Source organism: Massilia genomosp. 1, from assembly GCF_011682185.1.
GTDB classification, from domain to species: Bacteria; Pseudomonadota; Gammaproteobacteria; order Burkholderiales; family Burkholderiaceae_D; genus Telluria_A; species Telluria_A rubra.
On sequence record NZ_WHJF01000068.1, the window covers coordinates 1 to 20,495 of the forward strand.

Sequence of the window (20,495 nt, forward strand, 5' to 3'; positions counted from 1 at the left end):
TTCATTGACTGTCCCGTTCAATTGGGTAGGGACGCTATCGCCCGCGACATTCCGATTCAAGTTGAAAAGGTCCTGCATCGGAAAAGCGGCGCTGCGGCGGTGGTTTGTGCAACATTCAGGCTAGGAGTCTGCGCGGCGACTGCCGCTGCGCTGCTACTGGCCCAGCCGCACGGCGGCCCGGTCCAGCACGCGCACCACCATGGCGATCGCGTGCGGGACCATCTTTTTGGCCACGCCGCGCCGCACCGTGTGCTCATGCGACGACAGCACCGCTCCCCCATATCGATACGAATACGTGCCGCCCTGCGTGAGCAGCGGCCGGATGTCGGTCGCGCTGTCGGCCAGCGGCGCAAAATCCTTGAGCGCGGCCAGCACCAGCGCCGCGTCGCCCAGCTTTTCGCTGTCGTAGTAATCCTCGACCCAGCTTTCCCAGCCGGAATGGTTGTGACCGAGTACATTGAAGGTGTGGTGCGGCTGCAGCAGGTCGGTCGCGTGCAACACAAAGCCGAGCGATTGCGCCGACGGCGCCTGCAAGAAGCGCGTCCAGAAATGCTGCGCCAGGTTGTCGATCGGCTGGAACGGGAAGTGCTGGTAATCCTGGTACATGCCGGCCGTCGAGTAAGCGCCCTGGCGATAGCGCGCTTCGGTCACGCCGTAGCTGTCGTACTTGCTGGCGTCGCCGAACCAGCCCCCCAGGCCGCCGGCGCCGTCGTCCAGGTAATCGCCCACCAGCCAGGTGGCGGCCAGCTTGTCGATGTCGCCCGGATTGCCGAGTTTGGCGTAGTGGTAGCCGCCGAAGTCGTTGCCATGCACGTCGGCGCCGGCGGTGTGGTTCTGGAAGTGCCAGAACGAGGTGTAGCGCGCCAGGCCCGAGCCGAGTCCCCACAAGGGCGCGCCCTGGCAATTGCCGGTGGCGGCGCCGCAGATATACGTGTCTTCGAAGTAATCGACATCGTGCGCGCCCTGGCCGATCGCGGCGGCGAACTGCGCCATCGTGTAGCCGGCCCGCGTCACGCCCGCCAGCAGGCTCGCGTAGCGGGTCTGGTTGGGGTGCGTTTTCATGAACTCGACGGCGTCGAGCACGATGCGGCGGTGGGTTTCGGTGTTCCACGCCCGGGCCGGCAGGCATGCGAGCAGGGCGAGCGCCACGGGGGCAAGCTTGAATAGTGCCTTCATCTGGTCTCCATCTTGTTGGTAGTCATTGCGGGCATCACGGACGCGATGCCCGGCCGGCTTGCTGCATTGCCACGACCGATGCGGCCGCGTTCACCTCCCCAGCGCGGGATGATCTTTGATCAGCTGCGCGCGCATGCTGTCGAGTCCGCGCGCCTTTTCTTCCGCCCTGGCGACTTTGTCGGCGGCGATCCCCATGGCGCGCCCGCGCGCGATGTCGTCGCGCAGGCGCGGCAACTCGTCGTCCACGGCCTTGATGTAAGCGGCCAGCACCTGCGCATTCTGGCGCGCCTCGAACGCCTGGTAAGCCTGCGGGTCGGCCAGTTCGGCCGCCGTGGGACGCGCTAGCGCGGCGCTTTCCCGCGTGGCGCTTTCCTGCGCGATGGGCGGCGCTTGCGGGTCGCCGTGCAGGCGCGTCTGCGCCAGGCTGTGCGCGGCCGCTAGCGGCGCGTTGCCGGCGGGCGTGGCCTGCTCGGCCGGGGGCCAGGCGTCCAGCCAGGAACGGCCGGCGGCGGGCCCGCCCGGGGCGGCGCTGGCGCTGGCGGGAACGGGAGCGGGCGCATCCCGCGCCTGCGGCCACGCCAGCCAGAGCGCGCCCGCCGCCGTCAGCGCGCCGGCAAGCGTCATCAGCGCCGGCTTCATGGCGCCCCCGTGGCGCCGGGCGGCCTGGACGGCATCTCGACTTTGGCGGCGCGCACCAGGGCGTTGCGGGCGTCGCTGAACTCGGCGCGGGCGCGCTCATGGGCGATGGCCTTGCGCGCCATGTAGCGCACGGTTTCCGAACCGGGCGGGTAAAAGCCTTCGATCCGCTGTTGGACCAGCACAATGTCCCACGTGGCCGGCGCGGACGGCCCGACCGGCGCGCGGAACGGGGTCGATACCTGGCCGGCCGGCTGCTGCAGCGCCAGCGCCGCGAGCCAGCCGGGCGCGGCGCTCTGCCTCACCCAGCCCAGGTCGCCGCCACGCTTCCTGTTCGGCGTCAGCGAGTGGCGCCGGGCCAGCAGGGCGAAGTCCTGGCCGGCCGCCACCCCGGCAGCGATCTGTGTCGCCAGCGCTTCGCTGGCGACCCGGATGTGGCGCGCGCGCACCTTGTCGGTGCGCCGGAACTGGTCCTTGTGTACGCGGTAGAAAGCGTTGACGTCGGCCTGCGTGACCTGCCGCGCCAGCGCCGCCTGCAGCGGGCTGTGCGCCTCGGCGCCATCGGCCAGCCCGTACAGGCGCAGGGCGCCGCGCACCGCCTCCTGCTCATCGAGGGCCTGGCGCAGGTCGGCCACGGCGGCCGCGCCGAAGCGGCGGCTGGCCCAGTCGAGCACGAACAGGCCGGCCACCCGCAGGCGCGCCTGATGGGCGATGAAATCCATCTTGCGATTGAAAAATTCCATGCGCCCCTGCACGTTCTGGCGCTCGAACACGTCCAGCACGCTCAGGATGACCGGCTCTGTCTTGCCCAGGCGATAGCGCAGCAACGGCGTGCGCGCCGCCAGCGCGGCTTGGCCGGGCGTGAAGTCGTAGCCCAGCCGCAGCGCGCCGGGCGCGCCGAACAGGCGCTCAAGCATTGCCGGCGCCAGCGGGTAGGGGGCCTCGATCGCGCCGGCCAGGGCGCCGCCGGGCAGGGCGCGCAGGGCCGCTTCCAGCTCGCTGTCGTGCATGCTGCGCAGCAAGCCAACCAGGCGCTCGTCGACTCCCACGCCCGGCGCGAAGCCGACCGTGCCGGCCGGGTACAGCTGCGCCGCGCTGAAGCGCTCGCGCGCCCAGCGCGCTTGCAGGCGGTCGGCCACGATCCCGGCCAGCACCGCGTCGGCGGACGGGCGGCCCGGCTGGTCCCGCGCCTGGTGCAGCAGCGCGCGCAAGGTGAGCGCGTGTACGGGCGCGCCGTTGATGTGCGCCACCGGCGCGGCGTCAAGCGCTGGCGGCGCCGCCTGCGCGTGGCACAGGATGCTTGCCAGGAGCAGCAGGGCGGTCCATTGCCGGCGTGGGGTCGGGATCGGTGTCATGGATGCTTTCGTGTCAGGCGAGGATGGTCACGCCGTGCTCGTTGCGGTCGGTGAGGAGTTCGAAGGCGGCCCCGTGGCGCGAGCCATACCTGCGCGCTGGCTCCCCGCGCAAGCTGACGGTCATGCTGCACGAGGCCAGCTTGGAATTGAGGCAAGTCTTGATGCCGCCCGGCGGATTCGCATAATGCAGACCGGCAAACGCGTCGCGCGGCGCATCGATGCGGATCTCGATGCGCACGCCGTCGGCGCGGGCATCGATGTCCCAGGTAAACCCGTCGATCCGGGCGCGCGTGCGCAGCGCTTGCGTAATGCTGTTGAGCGACAATGCCAGGGCGCCGATGCGCAGCACCACCAGGCTCATCTGCGGAGAGCGCAGTACACCCCATCTCAGGCACGCCGTCGAGCATTCCAAAAACACCTCGGGCGCGTCGTCGAAGCCGGCCACCTGGCCCGAGAACAGCGCGCCCGGCGCCCCCACCAGCGCCTTCGCTTGCGGAAAGCGTCCGTCGTACATGGACGCCGGCAGCAGCAGCGGCGGATGCGGCGCGTCGTAGCCGAGCGCCCAGGCGATGCTGTGGCCAGGCCCGCTGGCGCTGCCGGCCAGGCAAGTGGCGCTCAGGTGCGCGTGGCCGATCAGCAGGTCCGGCGCGCCCGTCCCGATCACGCAGTCCGCCAGCGCGAACTGGTTTTTGAGCGCCATGATGCGGCGCTGTTCGCCATCGAACCACAGCGCCCAGACTTCGCCCAGCGCCAGTTGCGGCTGGCCGGCCGGGCTGAAGAAGGTGTAGCGGATCCAGAAGGCGCGCGCGCGGCCAGCCTCGTTGGCGCGCAGGAAATAGCTCTCGTAATGTCCGGCGCGGTTGCCGGGGATGAAGCGGCAGCGGTTGGCGTCGGCGCGGCTGGCGCCTGCGGCCAGGCTGCCCGCTGCTGCCATCAGATGACGACGCTTGATGCTGTCCGACATGGTGGCTCCTCCGTGGGATGGAGCAGCCAATGTACGGGGCCGGTATGGACAGCGTCTTGTTGGAATGCGACAGACATTGGTGGAGTTACGCCAAAGCCGGCATCGCTGGTCGATCGCTTACGCCCGCCCGGCGCGCCGGGCGGGCGGGGATTATGCCGCCTGGGTGAGGCGTTCGACCACCGGCTCCAGCGCGGCCGGACGGCAGCCGAAGGCGGCCAGGCGGCCTTGCGCTTGCGGCGCCAGGTCGAGGTCGTACGGCAGGCGGCCGGCGACGACCCACAGCTTGTCCGCCGGCATGGCCGCCAGCAGGCGGCGCTGGTTTTCGACCAGCACCGCGTTGTAGGTCTGCACCACAATCTGCGGCGCGCCGGCGGCGAAGGCGATCGCCGCCGCCACTTCGGCATCGGACGCCTCGGCCGAGATCGCATATTCCCTCACGTCCAGCCCGGCCTGGCGCAGCGCCGGCAGCATCGAGCTGCGTGCTTCGTTGTTGCGCCCGTTCGCCACTTCATCGACTTCGCTGCGCGAGCGCACCTCGACCGTGATCAGGCGCACCGGCAAGGCCGGGTCGAGCGGGCGGAAATCGCCCTGCACCAGCAGCGCCGCTTTCTGCACTTTTTTTGCCAGCGCCATCGATTCGGCCGTCATCAGGCCGCCTGGGACGGCGGCGCGCTCGCGCCAGCCGCCCACCGCGCGCGCCTGCTTCAGGCGGCGCACGCGCCCCAAGGCTTCCTCGATCCGCTGCGCCGCGATCGTCCCCTGCGCCACGGCGGCCGATACGGCCGCCAAGGCCGCGCGCTGCTGCTCTTCGCGGTGCGAAATGAGCACGATGTCGCAGCCCGCCTGCAAGGTCGCCACCGCGCCCGCCGCCACGCCCACGCCGTCGGCGATCGCGCCCATTTCCAGGCAGTCCGAAATGATCGCGCCCTGGTAAGCCATCTCTTCGCGCAGCAAGCCGGTCAGCACGGCCCTGGACAGGGTGGCCGGCACCGCCGGATCGGGTTCGATCGCGGGAAACGCCACGTGCGCCGTCATGATGGCGTCCACGCCGGCGGCGATGGCGGCGCGGAACGGCGCCAGCTCGACCGCGCGCAGGCGCTCCAGGTCGTGCGGCACCAGCGCCATGGAATAATGCGAGTCGACCGCCGTGTCGCCATGGCCGGGGAAATGCTTGGCGGTGACGATCACGCCCGCTTCTTGTTGCCCGCGCAAGGCCGCCATGCCGTAGCGCACCACGGTGTCGGCATCTTCGCCGTAGGCGCGCACGCCGATGATCGGGTTCAGGCGGTTGTTGTTCACATCGAGCACGGGCGCGAGCAGCATGTTGATGCCGATCTGGCGCATCTCGTCGCCATTGATGAAGTTCACTTGGCGGCAGTCGTCCACCGAACCGGCCGCCTGGAAAGCCAGGGCGGCGGGAATCGGCGTGACCCCCTGTTCGATGCGCATCACCATGCCGCCTTCCTGGTCGAGCGCGATCAGCAAGGGCTGCTCGCTCACTTCGGCGTTAATCTCTTGCAGCTTCTGGCACAGCCGGGACACTTGCGCCGGCGTGTGGACGTTGCGCCGGAACAGGATCACGCCGCCGATGCGGCGCTCCCGGATCAGGCCGATAATATGCTCGTTCGGCTCCAGGGCGTCGAAGCCGACCATGAATAACTGCCCGATGTTGTGCTGCATAGTCGCTTGCATCTTGAAAATCCTCGCTATCCGTAAGAAATCTAGTCCGTGTCCTGCCATGGCCGCAGGCCCAGCAGTTGTTCGCCCAGCGGCGATAATTGCGCCCGCGGGTATTTTGTCTGTTCCCATTTGCGCGGATCGCCGTGCAGGCTGTATCCGGCCGGCGCCTCGCGCTCGCGCCAGGAACGGATGCGCCATTGTTTCAAGGCCTCGTCATGCTCCTGCGCCGGCATCATCGACATATACTGCGCCATCCTCACCTTGCCGGCCGAGACATTCTGGCGGATGCCGTGGCACAGGCGGCTGTTAAAAATGAGCAGATCGCCCTTTTTCAACAATACCGGCACGTGCGGCAAGGCCGAGACATCCGGCCGGTACCAGTCCCAATCGGCCGGCTGGGTGCGGCGCCAGGCGTCGAAATCGCGGAACAGCGACGGCACGCAGACAAAGCCGCCCACCTCGAGATCGGTCTGGTCGCCGATCGAGAGCACGCCCTGCACATTCGGCGGCGCGCTAGGCGACGCATTTTCCGGGTCGTAATCCCAGTGCATGAAGCTCTTGAATGCGAATCCCGGCTCGGGCGGCAGGTTCAGGTTGACGCGGTCGATCGACACCCACAGCTTGCGCGTGCCCCAGATATCGGTAAAAGCGTCGTGTACCCGCGGCATCTGGCGCGTATCCCACAGATACTGGTGGTTGTATAACTCTATCATCCCCGCGTTAAAGCTCAGCTCTGTTTTTCTCAGGCGCGATTTTTCGGGCGGATACCAGCTGCCCGGGTCGTGCGGATCGAGTTCCTCGAATTCCCAGACCAGCTGTTCCAGGCGCGCCAGTTGATCCGGACCGACCGCGTCGGGAATGACGATATAGCCGTTCTGTATCCAGAAGTCCCAATCGGTTTCCGACAGCACGCGCAGCGGCGCGCCGTTGGAACGGTCGTTCAGGCGCGCCGTGGCGCTCGCCAAGGTCGATTGATTGCGCGTGCCGACGCTATGCTTGCCGATGGCCTCGATATGGGTGTTCATTGCGATCCTCCAGGTAGCACCAGTTCCATGAAATGCAGGCGGTCGAAAAACAGCTCGGCCGCGTAATCGAACAGCGCGCACGAGCGCCATCCCTTGTCCAGGTAAATGCCGAAGGCGGCGCTGTTTTCCCACACCGTGAGCACGATGCGCGCGCTGCCCTTGCTGCGCGCCAGGGCCTCGATATCGGCCAGCATCAGCTTCAGCAGGCCGCGTCCGCGACAGCGCTCCTCCACTGCCAGGCTGGCCACGAACAGGTCCTTATCGCGCGCGTGCAGGGCGATAAAGGCGTCGTAGGCGGCGTCCATCGCGCGCATCTCGTCGCGGTAATACGACACGGCGTTCACCCGGGCGAATTCGGCGATGGTGGCGGCCGTGTAAAAGCCGCTGAAGCGGCCGGCGCCATCGAACAGGCCGCGCGCATGGGCGATATACGGATCGATATTCTGGCGCCGCTGCAAGGCGGCCAGGGGCAGGCGCAAGCGATTGCCGAACGAGCAGTATTCGAGATAACTGGTGGCGAACAGCAGCGCCGCCATGCGGTCGCGCTGCGCCTCGCCGATCTGCGCACCGGGCAGGAAAGCGTACGGTTCAGCGTTCGTTTGCATGGGCACCGCGCAGTCGTGTGGTGAGGTTGGCGTGGACCTTGGCATAGCTGCGCTGGTCCGGCATGGCGTGTCCATGCGTTGTGTGCCAGAAGTTCCCGCGCCGGATGCGTTCGGCATTGATGGCCATCAGATAGGCGCCGAACAGATCGTTGACCCGGTCCAGTTGCCGGTCTTGCGACAGGAACGAATAATAGTGGCAGCCCGGCGCCGCTGCGCGCAGTTGCGAGGCGTACGCCATGCGCGGCACTTCGGTGCTGGACAAGACCACGGCCACCTCGGCGAGCGCGCCGATGTCGGCCAGGCGCCAGCCGCGTTGCTCGAGCGCGGCGATGCAACTGTCGTAGCCGGCCTGTTCCGACGGCGTGAGCGGCGCCGGCTGGCGCGTGAGGGCGTCGATCCGCAGGCGCATGCCGTGCAGGCCGCTGACGATGGTTTCCGGCGCATCGTCATGCAGCACGCCGTGGCGCGCCACCAGGTCGTGGTAGGCCGCCAGCGAGCGCCCGATGGTGTCGTGCCAGGCGCCGTAGGTGGCGTCGTGCAGGGTGGCGGCGTAGCGTACGCCGTGCGCCTCGTCCTTATCGGGCACGCCTGGCCCCATCGCGCCCAGATTCGCATCGATGCGCGCGATCAGTTGCGCGATGGCCGGATTGGCCTTGCGCGCGACCAGCATGCCGTTTTCATCGTTGAACAGATTCATCCAGCAGACGAAACTGGCATCCAGACGGTTGCTCTCCCGGTTCACCGCGAAGCTGACGTAGTCGGGCACTTCCGGCTTGCACAGGAACACCGTGGCGGGGCGGTACGGCATGCTGTCCGCATCGAGATAGATGCCGCCCCAGTGGTGCAGGATCAGCAGCCTGAAATAGTCGGCCAGGTTCACGAAATAGCGCTGGCGGTGCAATTGCGCCAGCAAGGCGGCGATGCCGGGGCCGCATTCGCGCGCCAGGGCGTCGAGCGCATGCACGGTGAGCAGGCGCGTGCCGCACAGATACGTGCCGATCGCATGGTGCGCGCCCGGCGCCGGGTGAAAGCAGGGATCGTCGCGCAATTGCGCGCCATTCCAGACCCACAGCGCCAGCCGGTATGGGCCGCTGTCCGGCGCGCCGATGGCGTCGAGCGCGCAATCCCACTGGCGTACCGATTCGCGCGCCATGGCCGGCAGCGCCCCGCCCAGCCAGATCCGGTGCATGATCAACTCGTCCGGCGCGAGCGGCTGGGTGGGAATGGCCAGCAGCGACGAGGCCCTGCGCGCATCGAAGTCGCTGCCATGGCGGCGCACCAGGCGCCGTAATTCGCGCAGGTGGACGTGGTAGGACGATTGCGCCGCGTGCAGGCGCGCCCGGGCGTCGGCGCCGCCATGCGCATCCTGCCGGCAAAACGCTTCCCACTGTTTATACGCAAGGAATTCGGCTTTCAGATCCTTGATCAGCACTTCATACGCCAGATCGACATGCATTGCTGCCTCCGTTCCGTATCCGATTGCTTATTCGGCCTGGGGCGATTGCGCCAGGGCCGGCTCTGGTCCATCGTGGTTCCTGGCAAAGCGCATCAGGCAGATGCCGAGCAGCACGCCCAATGGCACGTTGAACAGCGCATACGACGCCAGCGAATAGTCGAAATACGCGCCCACCAGGTTATAGATCTCGACGCCGGCGGCGATATACACGCAATACAGCAGGCTCATGGCGGACGAGGTGAGGTTCATCGACACGCCGGTGGCGGTCAGCGACAGGCGGATCAGGGCGCCGTTAAACAGGCCGAAGCCGGCCGAGAAGATAAACATGCAGACAATGAACAAGTGCCCGTGCCGGTACACCAGCCCGGCGCCCAGCATGCCGACGACGGCCAGCGCCGCGCCCTGGCGAATCAGGCGGGTGAGCGAAAAGCCGTCGCCGAGTTGTTGAATCGCCATGGTGCTGAGGATAAATCCAGAGAAAATCACGAGCTGGTACAAGATATAGGTGCCATAGGGCTGGCCCATGTGTTCCATGATGATGAGCGGCGACAAGCCGATCCAGGCCGTCAGCGGCGTAATCGCCAAGGCCGCGATCAGGATCCCGGACATGAATTTCTTATTCCGCACGATGGTCAGGTAACTGGCGCGGATCGCGGCCAGGTCGGCGGGCGGTGTGCGCGTTTCCGTGCGCGGCATGAATGTAAACAGGCCGAGCCAGGCGATACAGCCGAGCACAAAGCCGATCCCGAAAATCGATTGCCACGGAAACATGCTGATCACGGCGCTGCCGACCACCGGGCCGATCAGCGGCGCGAAAACGGTGGTATTGGACAGCATGGCGGTCAGCTTGACGGCGTCGGCATCGTTGAACAGTTCGTGGATGGCGGCGTAGCCGATGAAAATGAAGCAAGAGCCCATGCCCTGGAAGAAGCGGGCGGTGAGGAACTGGCCGATGGTGGCCGAGAACGGCACCAGCAAGGTCGCCACCAGGTACAGCGCCACGCCGGCCAGCATGACCTTGCGCTTGCCGACGCGCTCGGCGACCGGGCCGAGAAAGATCTGCAGCATGCTGCCGCCGAGGATGAACAGGCTCAGCGACAGTCCGATATGCCGGTTCGACGCCTGGAATTCGCGCACGACCTGCGGCATGGCCGGCATGATCATATCGTTCGACAAGTAAACGGTCAGTTCGTAGAGGATGAAAAACAGGGAAAAGTAGAGCAGATGCGTGCGTTTCTCGAACATGTTTTCCACCTGAAAAAATTTCCGACATTCCTACGGCTGAGCTCCAAAACCTTACAACCGGGGTCAGAGCTTTAATTAGCAACAAACGCCTTGTCGATCAGCCCCCGCCGCCTCGTCATTTCCGTCTACGCGGGAATGGCAGAACTGCATTGGGGCCTGACCCCAATTTTGCACGGTTTTGCAACGAATCGGGTCTGACCCTAATGGCGTTAACTTAAGCTCCGTTTTTCCCGCGCAGGCGGGAATCTATAGCACCTATGATGAGCGAAGGTGCTATGGATGGATTCCCGCCTGCGCGGGAAAGACGGTTTTTAGGCTTGTGGCCAGAAAGCCGCTTAACTTAACGCCATTAGGGCCTGACTCCGGTTTTGCAACTAGCTGTTTTGCAACTGTTTCAAGTTAAAGCTCTGACCCCGGTTGGGGAATGTGGTCTTAGATTGGAATGTATAGTAACTCTACTGGTCGTAGATTGGTATTAAAAATTGTAGAATTTTGTCATCGCTTGGCATAGTGTTCATGCCGCCCGCCAGCGGTGGACGAAAAAAATGCCTGCGTCCCGGAGGAGGCAGGCATCGGAGAAGGACGGGCGGACAGCCCCGCCTCAGCTTATTCCACGTTCATTTCTTTGAGCAGCTTGTCGGCTTTGTCGACATGCTTCATGTTCCACAACATGTAGCGCACGTCGACCTGGATGTCGCGCGTGTTGGCTTTGTTGAAGTCCCAGTCGGAAATGATCGAGTCCAGCGTGCCGTCGAACGCCAAGCCGATGAACTCGGCCTTGCTGTTGAGCGCCGCCGAACCGGAGTTGCCGCCGGTGATGTCCAACGTCGCCAGGTAGTTCACCGGCACGGTCTTGAGCTTCGGATCGACATATTTGCCGAAATCCTTGGCCTGGATCGCCGCCAGTTGCGCCGCAGGGGCGTTGAACTCGCCTTCGCCGGTCGCTTTCGCTACCACGCCCTTGACGGTCGTGAAGGCACTCCACGAACCGGTGCCGTCGGCGCCATGGTCGCGGCCGGCAATCTTGCCGAAGGTGACGCGCAGGGTGCCGTTGGCGTCAGGATAGACCGGCTGGCCCTTGCTGGTCATGTAGGCGATCTTGGCCTTCATGTAGGTGGCGTAGGCTTGCTGGATCTTGCCTGCCAGCTCTTCTTCTTCGGCTTCGCGCTTCATGCCGGCGTCGTACATGGCTACCGCAGCCTTGATGAAGCTGTCGTTGCTGGCTTTGAAGTCGGCCGGGGTCTTGCCGACCCAGGCTGCGCGCTCTTCCTTGGCGCCGAGCCTGGAGCCGGCGTACATGGTGTCGAGCACGGCTTTGAGCTGGGCTTCGCTCATGCCGTCGTTGACGCCGACAGCGGCGTCGAAGCTGGCGTTGCGCTCGGCTTTCGGCTGGGCCGCATATTGCTTCAGGAAGTTCAGGACCAGCGCCTTGTCGACTTTTTCGTCGTAGCTGCGCTCGATCGCCGCCACGCCCGCGGTCAAGGTCGGCAGGTCGCGTTCCTGGTAACCCGTTTTGCGCTCGGCGTTCGGCTTGGTGCTTTCGTTCGACAGGCGGTACAGGCGGCGCGCCACGGTCAGCAGTTGCGGCGTGGCGCGCGGCAGCAAGAAGTTGCGCTTGGTTTCGGCGTCGCGCTGGGCAATGAGCTTCTCGACCTGCTCGATGTCGGCCGCGTATTCTTTCTGGCGCGCCGGGTTGGCATTGACCCAGGCTTTCATCTCAGCATGTTCGCGCGTCTTGCGGGCCAAAATGTCGCTACCTTCGTAGCTGTTCATCATGCCCTTGCGGTTCTTGTAGTAGTTGTTGACGTTGGCGACCTGGCCGGCGTATTTCAGCTTGGCGTCTTCATTGGTCTTGGTCTCGTGCGCGATAATGGCCAGCGTTTCAGCCGATACTCTCACGAAGGTCGGATAGTCCCAATCGAAGGCAGCCACCACTTCCGACGGCAGGCGATGACGGCTGGTGCGGCCCGGATAGCCGAGCGCCATGATGAAGTCGCCTTCCTTGACGCCTTCGCGGGCGATCTTCAGGTGCGTTGTCGGCACGTACGGCACGTTGTCCTTGGAATAGGCGGCAGACTTGCCGTCCTTGCTCACGTAGGCGCGGTAAAAGCCGTAATCGCCGGTGTGGCGCGGCCACATCCAGTTGTCGGTGTCGCCGCCGAATTTGCCCACGCCGGCCGGTGGCGCATGCACCAGGCGCACGTCGCGAATGTCCAGCTGCTTGATCAGGTAAAACTCGAGTCCGCCGTAGTAGCTGGACACGGTGCAACGGTGGCCGGCGTCTTTTTCGCACTCGGCAACCATCGACTTCATGTTCTTTTCCATCGCGTCGACGCGCGCCTTGCCGGCCAGTTTGGCGACCTCGGGGCTGATGATCTTGTCGCTGACGTTGGCGACGTCCTTGGTGACGAAGATGTGGCTGCCCGGCGCGGCCGGCAATTCTTCCGCATGGGTCTTGGCCAGGAAGCCGTTGGCCAGCAGGTCGCGCTCAGGGGTCGAGTTGACCGCCACGCTGTTGTACACGCAGTGGTGGTTGGTCGCTACCAGGCCCTGCGGCGAGACGAACGATGCGGAGCAGCCGCCCAGGCTGACGATCGCATTCATCGGAAATTCGGTGAGCTTGGTCAGGTTGGCCGGATCGAGCTTGAGGCCGGCGGCCTTGAGTTGCTTGGCTACTTGTGGCAGCTGCTGCGGCATCCACATGCCTTCGTCGGCTTGTGCAACGGTGCTGAGGATGGCTAGCGTTAGGAAGGTCTTTTTCATTCGCATTTCGTCTCTTTTTGGTCAATCGGAACAGGCTTGGCTCGCTGAGCGCCCTAGAGTATCCGTATCGCCAAAATAATAGTCAATCAAATTCTGACGGGCCGCCGGCCGTGCCGGCCGCGCCATCCCCCGCCATGCGCCGCCCCTTACAACTGGCCGCCCACCAGCGAGGCCACTTCGCCCGCCACTTTTTCGGTCCACGAACGCTGCTGCCATGCTTGCAGGGTAATCGGGCGCGACAGTTTCCAGTCTTTCTCGAAGATGGCCACCTGCTCGGCCGCGAAGGCGTGGTCGACGATGTTCAGGTTCGCTTCGTCGTTGAGGCTGAACGAGCGGTTGTCGAAGTTGGTCGAGCCGACCGACACCATCAGGGTATCGACCACCAGCGCCTTGACGTGGAACATGGTCGGCTGGTACTCGGCGATGTCGACACCGGCTTCGAGCAGCGCGCCCCAGCGCTCGCGCGAGGCGATCCGCACCACGTCCGAGTCGATGTCGTCGCCGGGCGTGATGATTTTCACCTTGACCCCGCGCTTGGCGGCCGCGACCAGCGCGTTGATGGTCAGCTGGTCCGGCACGAAATACGAGCTCGACAGATGGATGGTGTCGCGCGCCGAGGTGATCGCCATCAGGTACATCAGCAGCATGCTTTCGCTGCCGCCGCTGGGCGAACTGCTGAACATCTGGGCCGCATGGCCGCCCACGGGTTTGAGTGGAGGAAAGTAATTCGGGCCATCGAGGACGGTGCCGGTGGCCTTGGTCCAGTTGTCGGCGAACACCGCCTGCATCTGCCCGACCACCGGGCCTTCGACCCGGAAGTGGGTGTCGCGCCAGTGCTTCTTGTCCTGGCCGGCGCCGCGCCACTGGTCGGCGATGCCGACCCCGCCGGTAAAGCCGATGTAGCCGTCCACCACCAGCACCTTGCGGTGGGTGCGGTTGTTCAGGCGCGTGAATTTCCACCAGACCGGCTTGTGGTAGCGCTGCAGCTCGATGCCGGCCTGTTTCATCTGGTCCATGGCGGCGTTGTCCATTTTCATGCTGCCGACAAAGTCGAGCATGACGTGGACCTTGACGCCGGCGCGCGCGCGTTCGATCAGGGCGTCGGAAAATTCCTTGCCGATCGATTCGGACCAGTAAATATACGTTTCCAGGGTGATCGTGTGCTTGGCTTCGCGGATGGCCTTGAGCATGGACGGGAAGATCTGGTCGCCGTTGAGCAGGACCTCGACCCGGTTACCTTCGAGAATGGGGGGACCCAGCAGCACGCCCATGGAGCGCCGGAATTGCGGATCGTCGGTGTCGTACAGGCGATGCAGTTGCCGCTCGATTTTTTTCTCGCTCGGCATGAAATTGAAAACCAAAAACACTCCCAGCAAGGTAAGCGCACAGCTGATCAATGCTACGTAGAGGGGTTTTTTGGTCATCGGGAAATCCAGGCAAAAAAAAACCAACGCCGGCAGGCGTTGGTCATGGGGAGAGCTGCATTTAGCGTACTTTACCGCGACGCAGGAGGTTGACGATGGCCAGCAGGATCACGGCGCCCAGGAAGGACACGAGCAGCGACGGGACGCTGAAGTCATCGTAATTGATGGTGCCGGTGCCGAACAAGGGGGCGAGCAGCCAGCCACCCAGGGCCGCGCCGATGATACCGACGATCACGTTCAGGATGATGCCTTGTTGCGCGTCCGTTTTCATGACCATGCTTGCGAGCCAACCCAAGATGCCGCCGATGATGATCCAGATGATGAATAACATGTTGATTCCTCCAGTTGGTTAAGTAATTTACCCGGCCACGTGCAATCGCCGGGCCATGGGAAAAGAATAATCCGGGCCATCTGCATGGTCGGTGCGGCAACGAACGTAATGGACGATTCAACATCTTTTTGGATGAGGAAGTTGTGAAAACGCATGCTGCGCAATGCGCCGTCTTCCAGCGCCGCCCACGCGCCATCACCGTCGTCCCCGCGCAGGGGGGACCCAAGGTCGTGCCGTAGTTACGGGCTGAACTACAGCCTTGGATCCCCGCCTGCGCGGGGATGACGGTGGCGGTGGCGGTGCCGGTGCCGTCCCCGTCGCCCTCGTCCTCGCCCTCGCCCTCGCCCTTGCCCTCGCCCTCGCCCCCATCCATGCCCACTGTCAGCGCGCCGCCGCACGCGCGTCGCGAACCCGCCCGCCAGCCGCAGCGGCGCATTTTTCATGCCATTTGGAAACACCGTTGTTGAGTGCGGCAACGTACGGAAGCAATGTTCAAGCCGGCTTATCGTTTCGTCACTGGCATTGATTTCCAGGTTTGCATGCGAGCCCCGCACATCCATAATTCGAAAGGAAATTGAAATGAGCAATTACGACACCACGACCCAAAAAGATTCCCGTATGGTCACCGGCCTGTTCCGTGATCGCGACAGTGCAGAGCGGGCTTACAATTCCCTCTCCGACCGCGGCTACAGCAAGGACGACGTCACCTTGATGATGTCGGACGACACCCGCAAAACCTATTTCAACGATACCGATACTGAACTCGGCAGCAAAGCGGCTGAAGGCGCGGGCGTTGGCGCCGGCATCGGCGGCACCATCGGCGCTGTACTGGCTGGCATCGCCGCCGTCGGCACTACCCTGGTCCTGCCTGGCATTGGCCTGGTCGTCGCCGGTCCTATCGCAGCGGCATTGGCCGGCGCCGGCGCTGGCGGTATCGCCGGCGGCCTGGTGGGCGCACTGATCGGCGCGGGCATTCCTGAAGAGCGCGTCGTACACTACGAAGAAGGCATCAAGAACGGCGGCATCCTGATGGGCGTGAACCCACGCAACGATGACGACGCTACCCACATCGAGCGCAGCTGGACTGAAAACAAAGGCGAGCACATCATCGGTACCGGCGTCGGCGCTGGCGCTGGCGCACTCACCGGCGCCGGCATCGGCGCCGCAGCCGGCCCGATCGGCATGGCCGCTGGCGCCGCCATCGGCGGTATCGCCGGCGGCCTGGCCGGCAAGGGCGCAGCCGAAGTCATCAACCCGAAAGCGGGCGATGACTTGCATGAGCATCACTTTGCCAAGGGCATGGGCGCCGGTAGCGGCGCAGCGATGGGCGCAGCCGCTGGTGCGGTCGGTGGCCCGGTCGGCATGGCAGCCGGCGCCGCGATCGGCGCACTGGCGGGCGGCATGGCCGGTAAAGCAGCCGGCCAACTGGTCAATCCTGAAGAAGAAGCAGCCTACTGGCGCAGCTCGTACCAGAGCGCTCCTTACTATTCGCCAGGCTACACCTACGACGACTACGGTCCTGCGTACGAACTTGGCTACAACAGCCGCGGCCGTTATGCCGGCACCAGCTTCGATTCGGTCGAGAACAACCTGTCGGACGAGTGGGATACCGTCAAAGGCAAGTCGCGCCTGAACTGGCAGCAAGCCAAGTCGGCCACCCGCGCAGCGTGGGATAAAGTCGAACGCGCCATGCCGGGCGACTTTGACCGCGATGGCCGTTAATCCGGGCCTCTCAAGCTGGTAAGCACGACAAAAAGCCTCGCTTCCGTCACCGGAAGCGAGGCTTTTTCACGTTTGCCGCAAGCAGCTGCTTAGTTCTTGACCGCTTCGACCTGGATGGCCAGTTTGACTTCCGGTGCGAACGGCGGCACGGCGTAGCTGATGCCGAAATCGGTGCGCAGGAATTGAGCCGATGCATCGGCGCCGCAGACTTCCTTCTTGTGCATCGGGTGGATGATGCACTTGAACTTGTTGATGGTCAGCGTCACAGGTTTACTCACGCCGTGCAAGGTCAGGGTGCCTTCGGCCGATACCGGCACGTCGCCCTTGAAGGTGATCGATTTCGACTTGTAGGTCACGTCCTTGAACTTGGCGACGTCGAACATGTCTTCGTTCTTGGCGTGCTTGTTCAGTTTTTCATTACCGAAATCGAGCGAATCGGCATCGATGGTGATGTCGATCGAGCCGGTTTTGGCGGCGCGGTCGAGCACGACGGTGCCTTCGGTCTTGGTGAACTTGCCGCGCAGGATGGAGATACCCATGTGATCGGCTTCGAAGCTCGGGAAGGTGTGGGTCGGGTCGATCTTGTAGGTGTCGGCGGCGAAGCTGGCGGTGGCGGTCGCGGCGGCGGCCATGGCGATGATCAGGTGCTTGATTTTCATGTGGTGTCCCTTGATGTAGGTTGAAGTGTCGTTTGAATGACGTTTGAATGACGTTTGAATTAAGTGCTTCTCAATGCGTGACGGTACTGCGTTTACTGCGCCGCGCTGACGCGGAATTTGATGATGACTTCATCGGCGACCATGCTCGTGTCTTTCCATTCGCCATCGCCAATGTTGTACGTGAGGCGCTTGATGGGCAGCGCGCCATCGAAGGTGTGCTTGCCGCCCTCGCTTTTCACGGTCAGCGGAAAGCTGACATCGGTGGTCTTGCCCTTGATCGACAGCTTGCCGCTGACCGTCATCTTGCCGGGGCCGGCAGCCTTGATTCCCGAAGAGACAAACGTCGCTTTGGGAAACTGTGCGGAATTGAACCAATCCTTCTTGGCCACTTCCTTGTTCATCAGCGGATCGCCCAGGTCCAGGCTGGCCGTGTCGATGTCGACGGTGGCCTTGGCGGCGTCCGGCTTGGCCGCGTCGTAATCGATGCTGGCCGCAAACTTGGTGAACTTCGCTTCGACCGGCACGTTCATCTGCTTGAACGAGGCCGACACCATGCTCTTGGCCGGATCGGTCTTCAGCGGGGCGGCGACGGCGACAAGCGCCACGGCCAGCAGGGAGGCAAGCAAAGTGCCATTGGTAAACTTCATACAATCTCCTTGGAATCGATAGGGTGACTTAGGGCAGCATGCGCTTGAGCACGCCGTCGCGGTCGATGAACTGGTGTTTCAGGGCGGCCGCCAGGTGCAGGACGACGGCGCCGGCCAGGCCCATGTTGAGCCAGTAGTGGACGGCTTTCAGGACCGGCTTGAGCACGGGATCGGCGGCGATGATGACCGGCAACTGGAACAGGCCGAAGTACACCACGGGAATACCGGCCGACAAGGTGTAGAAGTAGCCCGACAGCGGCACCGCGAACATCAGCAGGTACAGCATGCCGTGCAGGCCGTGCGCCGCGCCTTTTTGCCAGGCCGGCATCGTGGCCGCATAGGGCGGGGCGGCGTGGGTCAGGCGCCACAGCAGGCGCAGGGCGGCCAGCGCCAGCACCGTTACGCCGGCCCATTTATGCCAGGAATAGTATTTGAGTTTGGTGGGCGTGATGCCGGCAATATCGGTCATCACCAGGCCCATGATGAAGGCGCCCACGATCAGCAGGGCGATGAGCCAGTGGAAAACGATCGCGGTGATGGTATAGCGTTCCTGCATGGACCTGCTCCTGGAAATAGTACTGATTAGGACTAATATACCAAATAAACAGCATTGTCGCTTGCGAAGGGCAGATTACCATAGTGCGCGCCTTGTGCAGCCGTATCCGTATTGTAAAATTGCTGTAGACCCAGTTCATTCATTGAGCATGGGAATGGCTGCTGCATTGATTAGCCTGGAACGCCATGACGATGACACCGTTGCGCTGGATCGCCCCCGCCCTTGCTCCGCTGGTGCTGGCCCTGCCCGCGGCCGCCCAGCTGTCGGCCGTCGCGGCCAACGCCATGGCCGACATGTCGATCGAGGACCTGGCCAATATCGAGGTGACGTCGGTGTCGAAAAAGCCGGAACGCCTGGCCGCCGCGGCCGCTTCCGTGTTCGTGATCACGGCCGACGATATCCGCCGCTCCGGCGCGGCCACCTTGCCCGAGGCGCTGCGCCTGGCGCCCAACCTGCAAGTGGCGCAAAGCAGCGGCTACGGCTACGCCATCAGCGCGCGCGGTTTGAACACCAGCCGCAACACCGTTCCCAACAAGTTGCTGGTGCTGATCGACGGGCGCTCGGTGTACTCGCCCTTCTTTTCTGGCGTGACCTGGGACGCCCAGCAAGTCATGCTCGAAGACATAGAGCGGATCGAGGTCATCAGCGGCCCCGGCGGCACGTTGTGGGGTGTCAATGCCGTCAACGGCGTCATCAACATCAGCACGCGCGCCGCCAGCGCCACCCAGGGCAGCCTGGTGGCGCTGCGCGCCGGCCAGCGCGGCAACCATGTGGCGGTGCGCCAGGGCGCGGGCGACTGGCGGGTGCAGGCCAGCTATCTCAACGAGCGCCCTACCGGGCTGGCCAGCGGTGCGCCCGTCAACGATGCGCGCCACCAGTGGCAGGCCGGGATGCGGCGCGACTGGGGCGGCGGCGCCGACCAGTTCAGCGTGGTCGGCATCGCCTATCGGGGCGTGCTCGACCAGCCGGAACCGGGCGCCATTACCACCGGTACCAAGCTCGACCTGGGCACGGTGCAGTCGTCCGGCGCCAGCCTGACGGCGCACTGGACCCGTGCGCTGGCCGGCGGCGGCAGCCTGATGCTGCAAGGCTACATCGACCATAGCGAGCGCGACGTGCCGCCGACCTATGCCGAGCGCATCCAGGTGGCCGACCTGCAATTCCAGCACAGTTTGCCCGCCGGCGGTCTCGGGCAACTGGTGTGGGGCGCCAATGTGCGCCACACCTGGGATGCGGTGACCAACAGCGAGACGGTCGCCTTCTTGCCGGCCAAGGTCGAGCAGGACTGGTCCAGCCTGTTCGCGCAGGATGAGCTTGCCTTGCGCGAGAACCTGCGGCTGGTGCTCGGCGCGCGGGTCGAGCACAATGATTACACCGGCGCCGAGTTTCTGCCCAGCATGCGCCTGGCATGGCAGGTGGCGCCGCAACATGCGCTGTGGAGCGGCGTTTCGCGCACGGTGCGCGCGCCGTCGCGGCTCGACGCCGACACGTATATTCCCGGCAAGCCCCCGTATCTCCTGCGCGGCGGGCCGCAGGTGCGCGCCGAAGTGGCCAAGGTGTTCGAGCTCGGCTATCGCGGCCAGCCGCTGGCGCAGCTGTCCTACTCGGCCACCGTGTTTCACAACCGCTACGACTACTTGCGTACCCAGGAATACAATGTGGCCGGCGGTTTTTTGACCTTCGACAGCAAAATGGAAGGCAAGTCGAGCGGCATCGAGATGTGGGGCAGCTACCAGGCCACGTCCTGGTGGCGCTTGAATGCCGGCTGGATGGCGCTGCACCAGCGCTTTGCGCTCAAGGCCGGCAGCAACGACGCGCCCGCGCCGCGCACCAGCGGACGCGACCCGTCGCACACGGCGCAGCTGCGATCGACCTTCACCTTGTCGGACGACAAGGAACTGGAAGTCGCGGTGCGCAAGGTGGCGCGGCTCGACAGCGACAAGGTGCCCGGCTACCGCGCGCTCGACGCCCGCCTCGCCTGGCGCGTGCGGCGCGATATGGCGCTGTCGGTGTCGGGGAATAACCTGAACGGCGCGCATGCCGAATACGGGCCGCTGGCCACGCGCAGCGACGTGCCGCGCGACATTGCGGTCAAGCTGGTATGGATGCATTGAAGAAGAAAAAAGTGGCGTTGCCGCCGGCCACCGCGCCGGCTGACATACGGAAACGGCCCTGGCTATTAAACACCCCGGTGTCAGGTCTGACATTCGGACACGGCCTCGGCTGTAAAAACGGCACTTACAGCTTAGCT

General features: G+C 64.5%; 17 protein-coding genes. 2 read left to right on the forward strand and 15 right to left on the reverse strand.

Features of this window, described 5'->3' with window-relative positions; all coding sequences use genetic code 11:
* Nucleotides 1–153: 153 nt before the first annotated feature.
* From F1735_RS22260 to F1735_RS22315, 12 genes are all read right to left on the reverse strand, one after another.
* On the reverse strand, nt 154–1,176 hold the full coding sequence (locus F1735_RS22260) for a phospholipase (RefSeq protein ID WP_167238966.1): 1,023 nt from the start codon (nt 1,174–1,176) through the stop codon (nt 154–156).
* 90 nt (nt 1,177–1,266) lie between these two features.
* Nucleotides 1,267–1,815, reverse strand: coding sequence for a hypothetical protein (locus F1735_RS22265; RefSeq protein WP_167238967.1), 549 nt, complete (start codon nt 1,813–1,815; stop codon nt 1,267–1,269).
* Complete coding sequence (locus F1735_RS22270; protein ID WP_167238968.1) at nt 1,812–3,167, reverse strand: peptidylprolyl isomerase; 1,356 nt, start codon at nt 3,165–3,167, stop codon at nt 1,812–1,814. The genes F1735_RS22265 and F1735_RS22270 overlap by 4 nt, the downstream gene beginning before the upstream one ends.
* A 13-nt stretch (nt 3,168–3,180) precedes the next feature.
* Nucleotides 3,181–4,131: a hypothetical protein gene (locus F1735_RS22275; RefSeq protein WP_229505902.1), complete on the reverse strand. Its 951-nt coding sequence runs from the start codon at nt 4,129–4,131 to the stop codon at nt 3,181–3,183.
* A gap of 150 nt (nt 4,132–4,281) precedes the next feature.
* Nucleotides 4,282–5,823, reverse strand: coding sequence for a beta-N-acetylhexosaminidase (nagZ, locus tag F1735_RS22280; RefSeq protein WP_167238969.1), 1,542 nt, complete (start codon nt 5,821–5,823; stop codon nt 4,282–4,284).
* A gap of 29 nt (nt 5,824–5,852) precedes the next feature.
* Nucleotides 5,853–6,836 carry a phytanoyl-CoA dioxygenase family protein gene (locus F1735_RS22285; protein ID WP_167238970.1) on the reverse strand — a complete coding sequence of 328 codons (984 nt, stop codon included), beginning with the start codon at nt 6,834–6,836 and terminating at the stop codon, nt 5,853–5,855.
* Nucleotides 6,833–7,441: a GNAT family N-acetyltransferase gene (locus F1735_RS22290; protein WP_167238971.1), complete on the reverse strand. Its 609-nt coding sequence runs from the start codon at nt 7,439–7,441 to the stop codon at nt 6,833–6,835. Before F1735_RS22290 ends, F1735_RS22285 begins: the two co-directional genes overlap by 4 nt.
* Nucleotides 7,425–8,897 (reverse strand): glycosyltransferase, encoded by a 1,473-nt coding sequence (locus F1735_RS22295; protein WP_167238972.1) that lies wholly within the window; start codon nt 8,895–8,897, stop codon nt 7,425–7,427. Before F1735_RS22295 ends, F1735_RS22290 begins: the two co-directional genes overlap by 17 nt.
* Nucleotides 8,898–8,924: 27 nt before the next feature.
* Nucleotides 8,925–10,142 carry an MFS transporter gene (locus tag F1735_RS22300; protein ID WP_167238973.1) on the reverse strand — a complete coding sequence of 406 codons (1,218 nt, stop codon included), beginning with the start codon at nt 10,140–10,142 and terminating at the stop codon, nt 8,925–8,927.
* 606 nt (nt 10,143–10,748) lie between these two features.
* Nucleotides 10,749–12,905 carry a S46 family peptidase gene (locus tag F1735_RS22305; protein WP_167238974.1) on the reverse strand — a complete coding sequence of 719 codons (2,157 nt, stop codon included), beginning with the start codon at nt 12,903–12,905 and terminating at the stop codon, nt 10,749–10,751.
* Nucleotides 12,906–13,051: 146 nt separating this feature from the next.
* A complete protein-coding gene (gene cls / locus F1735_RS22310; RefSeq protein WP_167238975.1) occupies nt 13,052–14,329 on the reverse strand; it encodes a cardiolipin synthase in 1,278 nt (425 codons plus the stop codon).
* Between the two features lie 61 nt (nt 14,330–14,390).
* Nucleotides 14,391–14,660 (reverse strand): GlsB/YeaQ/YmgE family stress response membrane protein, encoded by a 270-nt coding sequence (locus F1735_RS22315; RefSeq protein WP_166893745.1) that lies wholly within the window; start codon nt 14,658–14,660, stop codon nt 14,391–14,393.
* A gap of 579 nt (nt 14,661–15,239) precedes the next feature.
* Between F1735_RS22315 and F1735_RS22320 the strand changes: the two genes are divergently transcribed.
* On the forward strand, nt 15,240–16,382 hold the full coding sequence (locus F1735_RS22320; protein ID WP_167238976.1) for a hypothetical protein: 1,143 nt from the start codon (nt 15,240–15,242) through the stop codon (nt 16,380–16,382).
* Nucleotides 16,383–16,471: 89 nt separating this feature from the next.
* Here F1735_RS22320 and F1735_RS22325 read toward each other — a convergent pair whose 3' ends face one another.
* From F1735_RS22325 to F1735_RS22335, 3 genes are all read right to left on the reverse strand, one after another.
* On the reverse strand, nt 16,472–17,041 hold the full coding sequence (locus F1735_RS22325) for a YceI family protein (RefSeq protein ID WP_167238977.1): 570 nt from the start codon (nt 17,039–17,041) through the stop codon (nt 16,472–16,474).
* Between the two features lie 92 nt (nt 17,042–17,133).
* Nucleotides 17,134–17,688, reverse strand: a complete 555-nt coding sequence (locus tag F1735_RS22330) for a YceI family protein (protein ID WP_167238978.1) — start codon at nt 17,686–17,688, stop codon at nt 17,134–17,136.
* A gap of 28 nt (nt 17,689–17,716) precedes the next feature.
* A complete protein-coding gene (locus tag F1735_RS22335; RefSeq protein ID WP_167238979.1) occupies nt 17,717–18,244 on the reverse strand; it encodes a cytochrome b in 528 nt (175 codons plus the stop codon).
* Nucleotides 18,245–18,429: 185 nt separating this feature from the next.
* On the opposite strand from F1735_RS22335, the gene F1735_RS22340 reads away from it, so the two are divergent.
* Nucleotides 18,430–20,358 carry a TonB-dependent receptor plug domain-containing protein gene (locus F1735_RS22340; protein ID WP_167238980.1) on the forward strand — a complete coding sequence of 643 codons (1,929 nt, stop codon included), beginning with the start codon at nt 18,430–18,432 and terminating at the stop codon, nt 20,356–20,358.
* Nucleotides 20,359–20,495 lie beyond the last annotated feature (137 nt).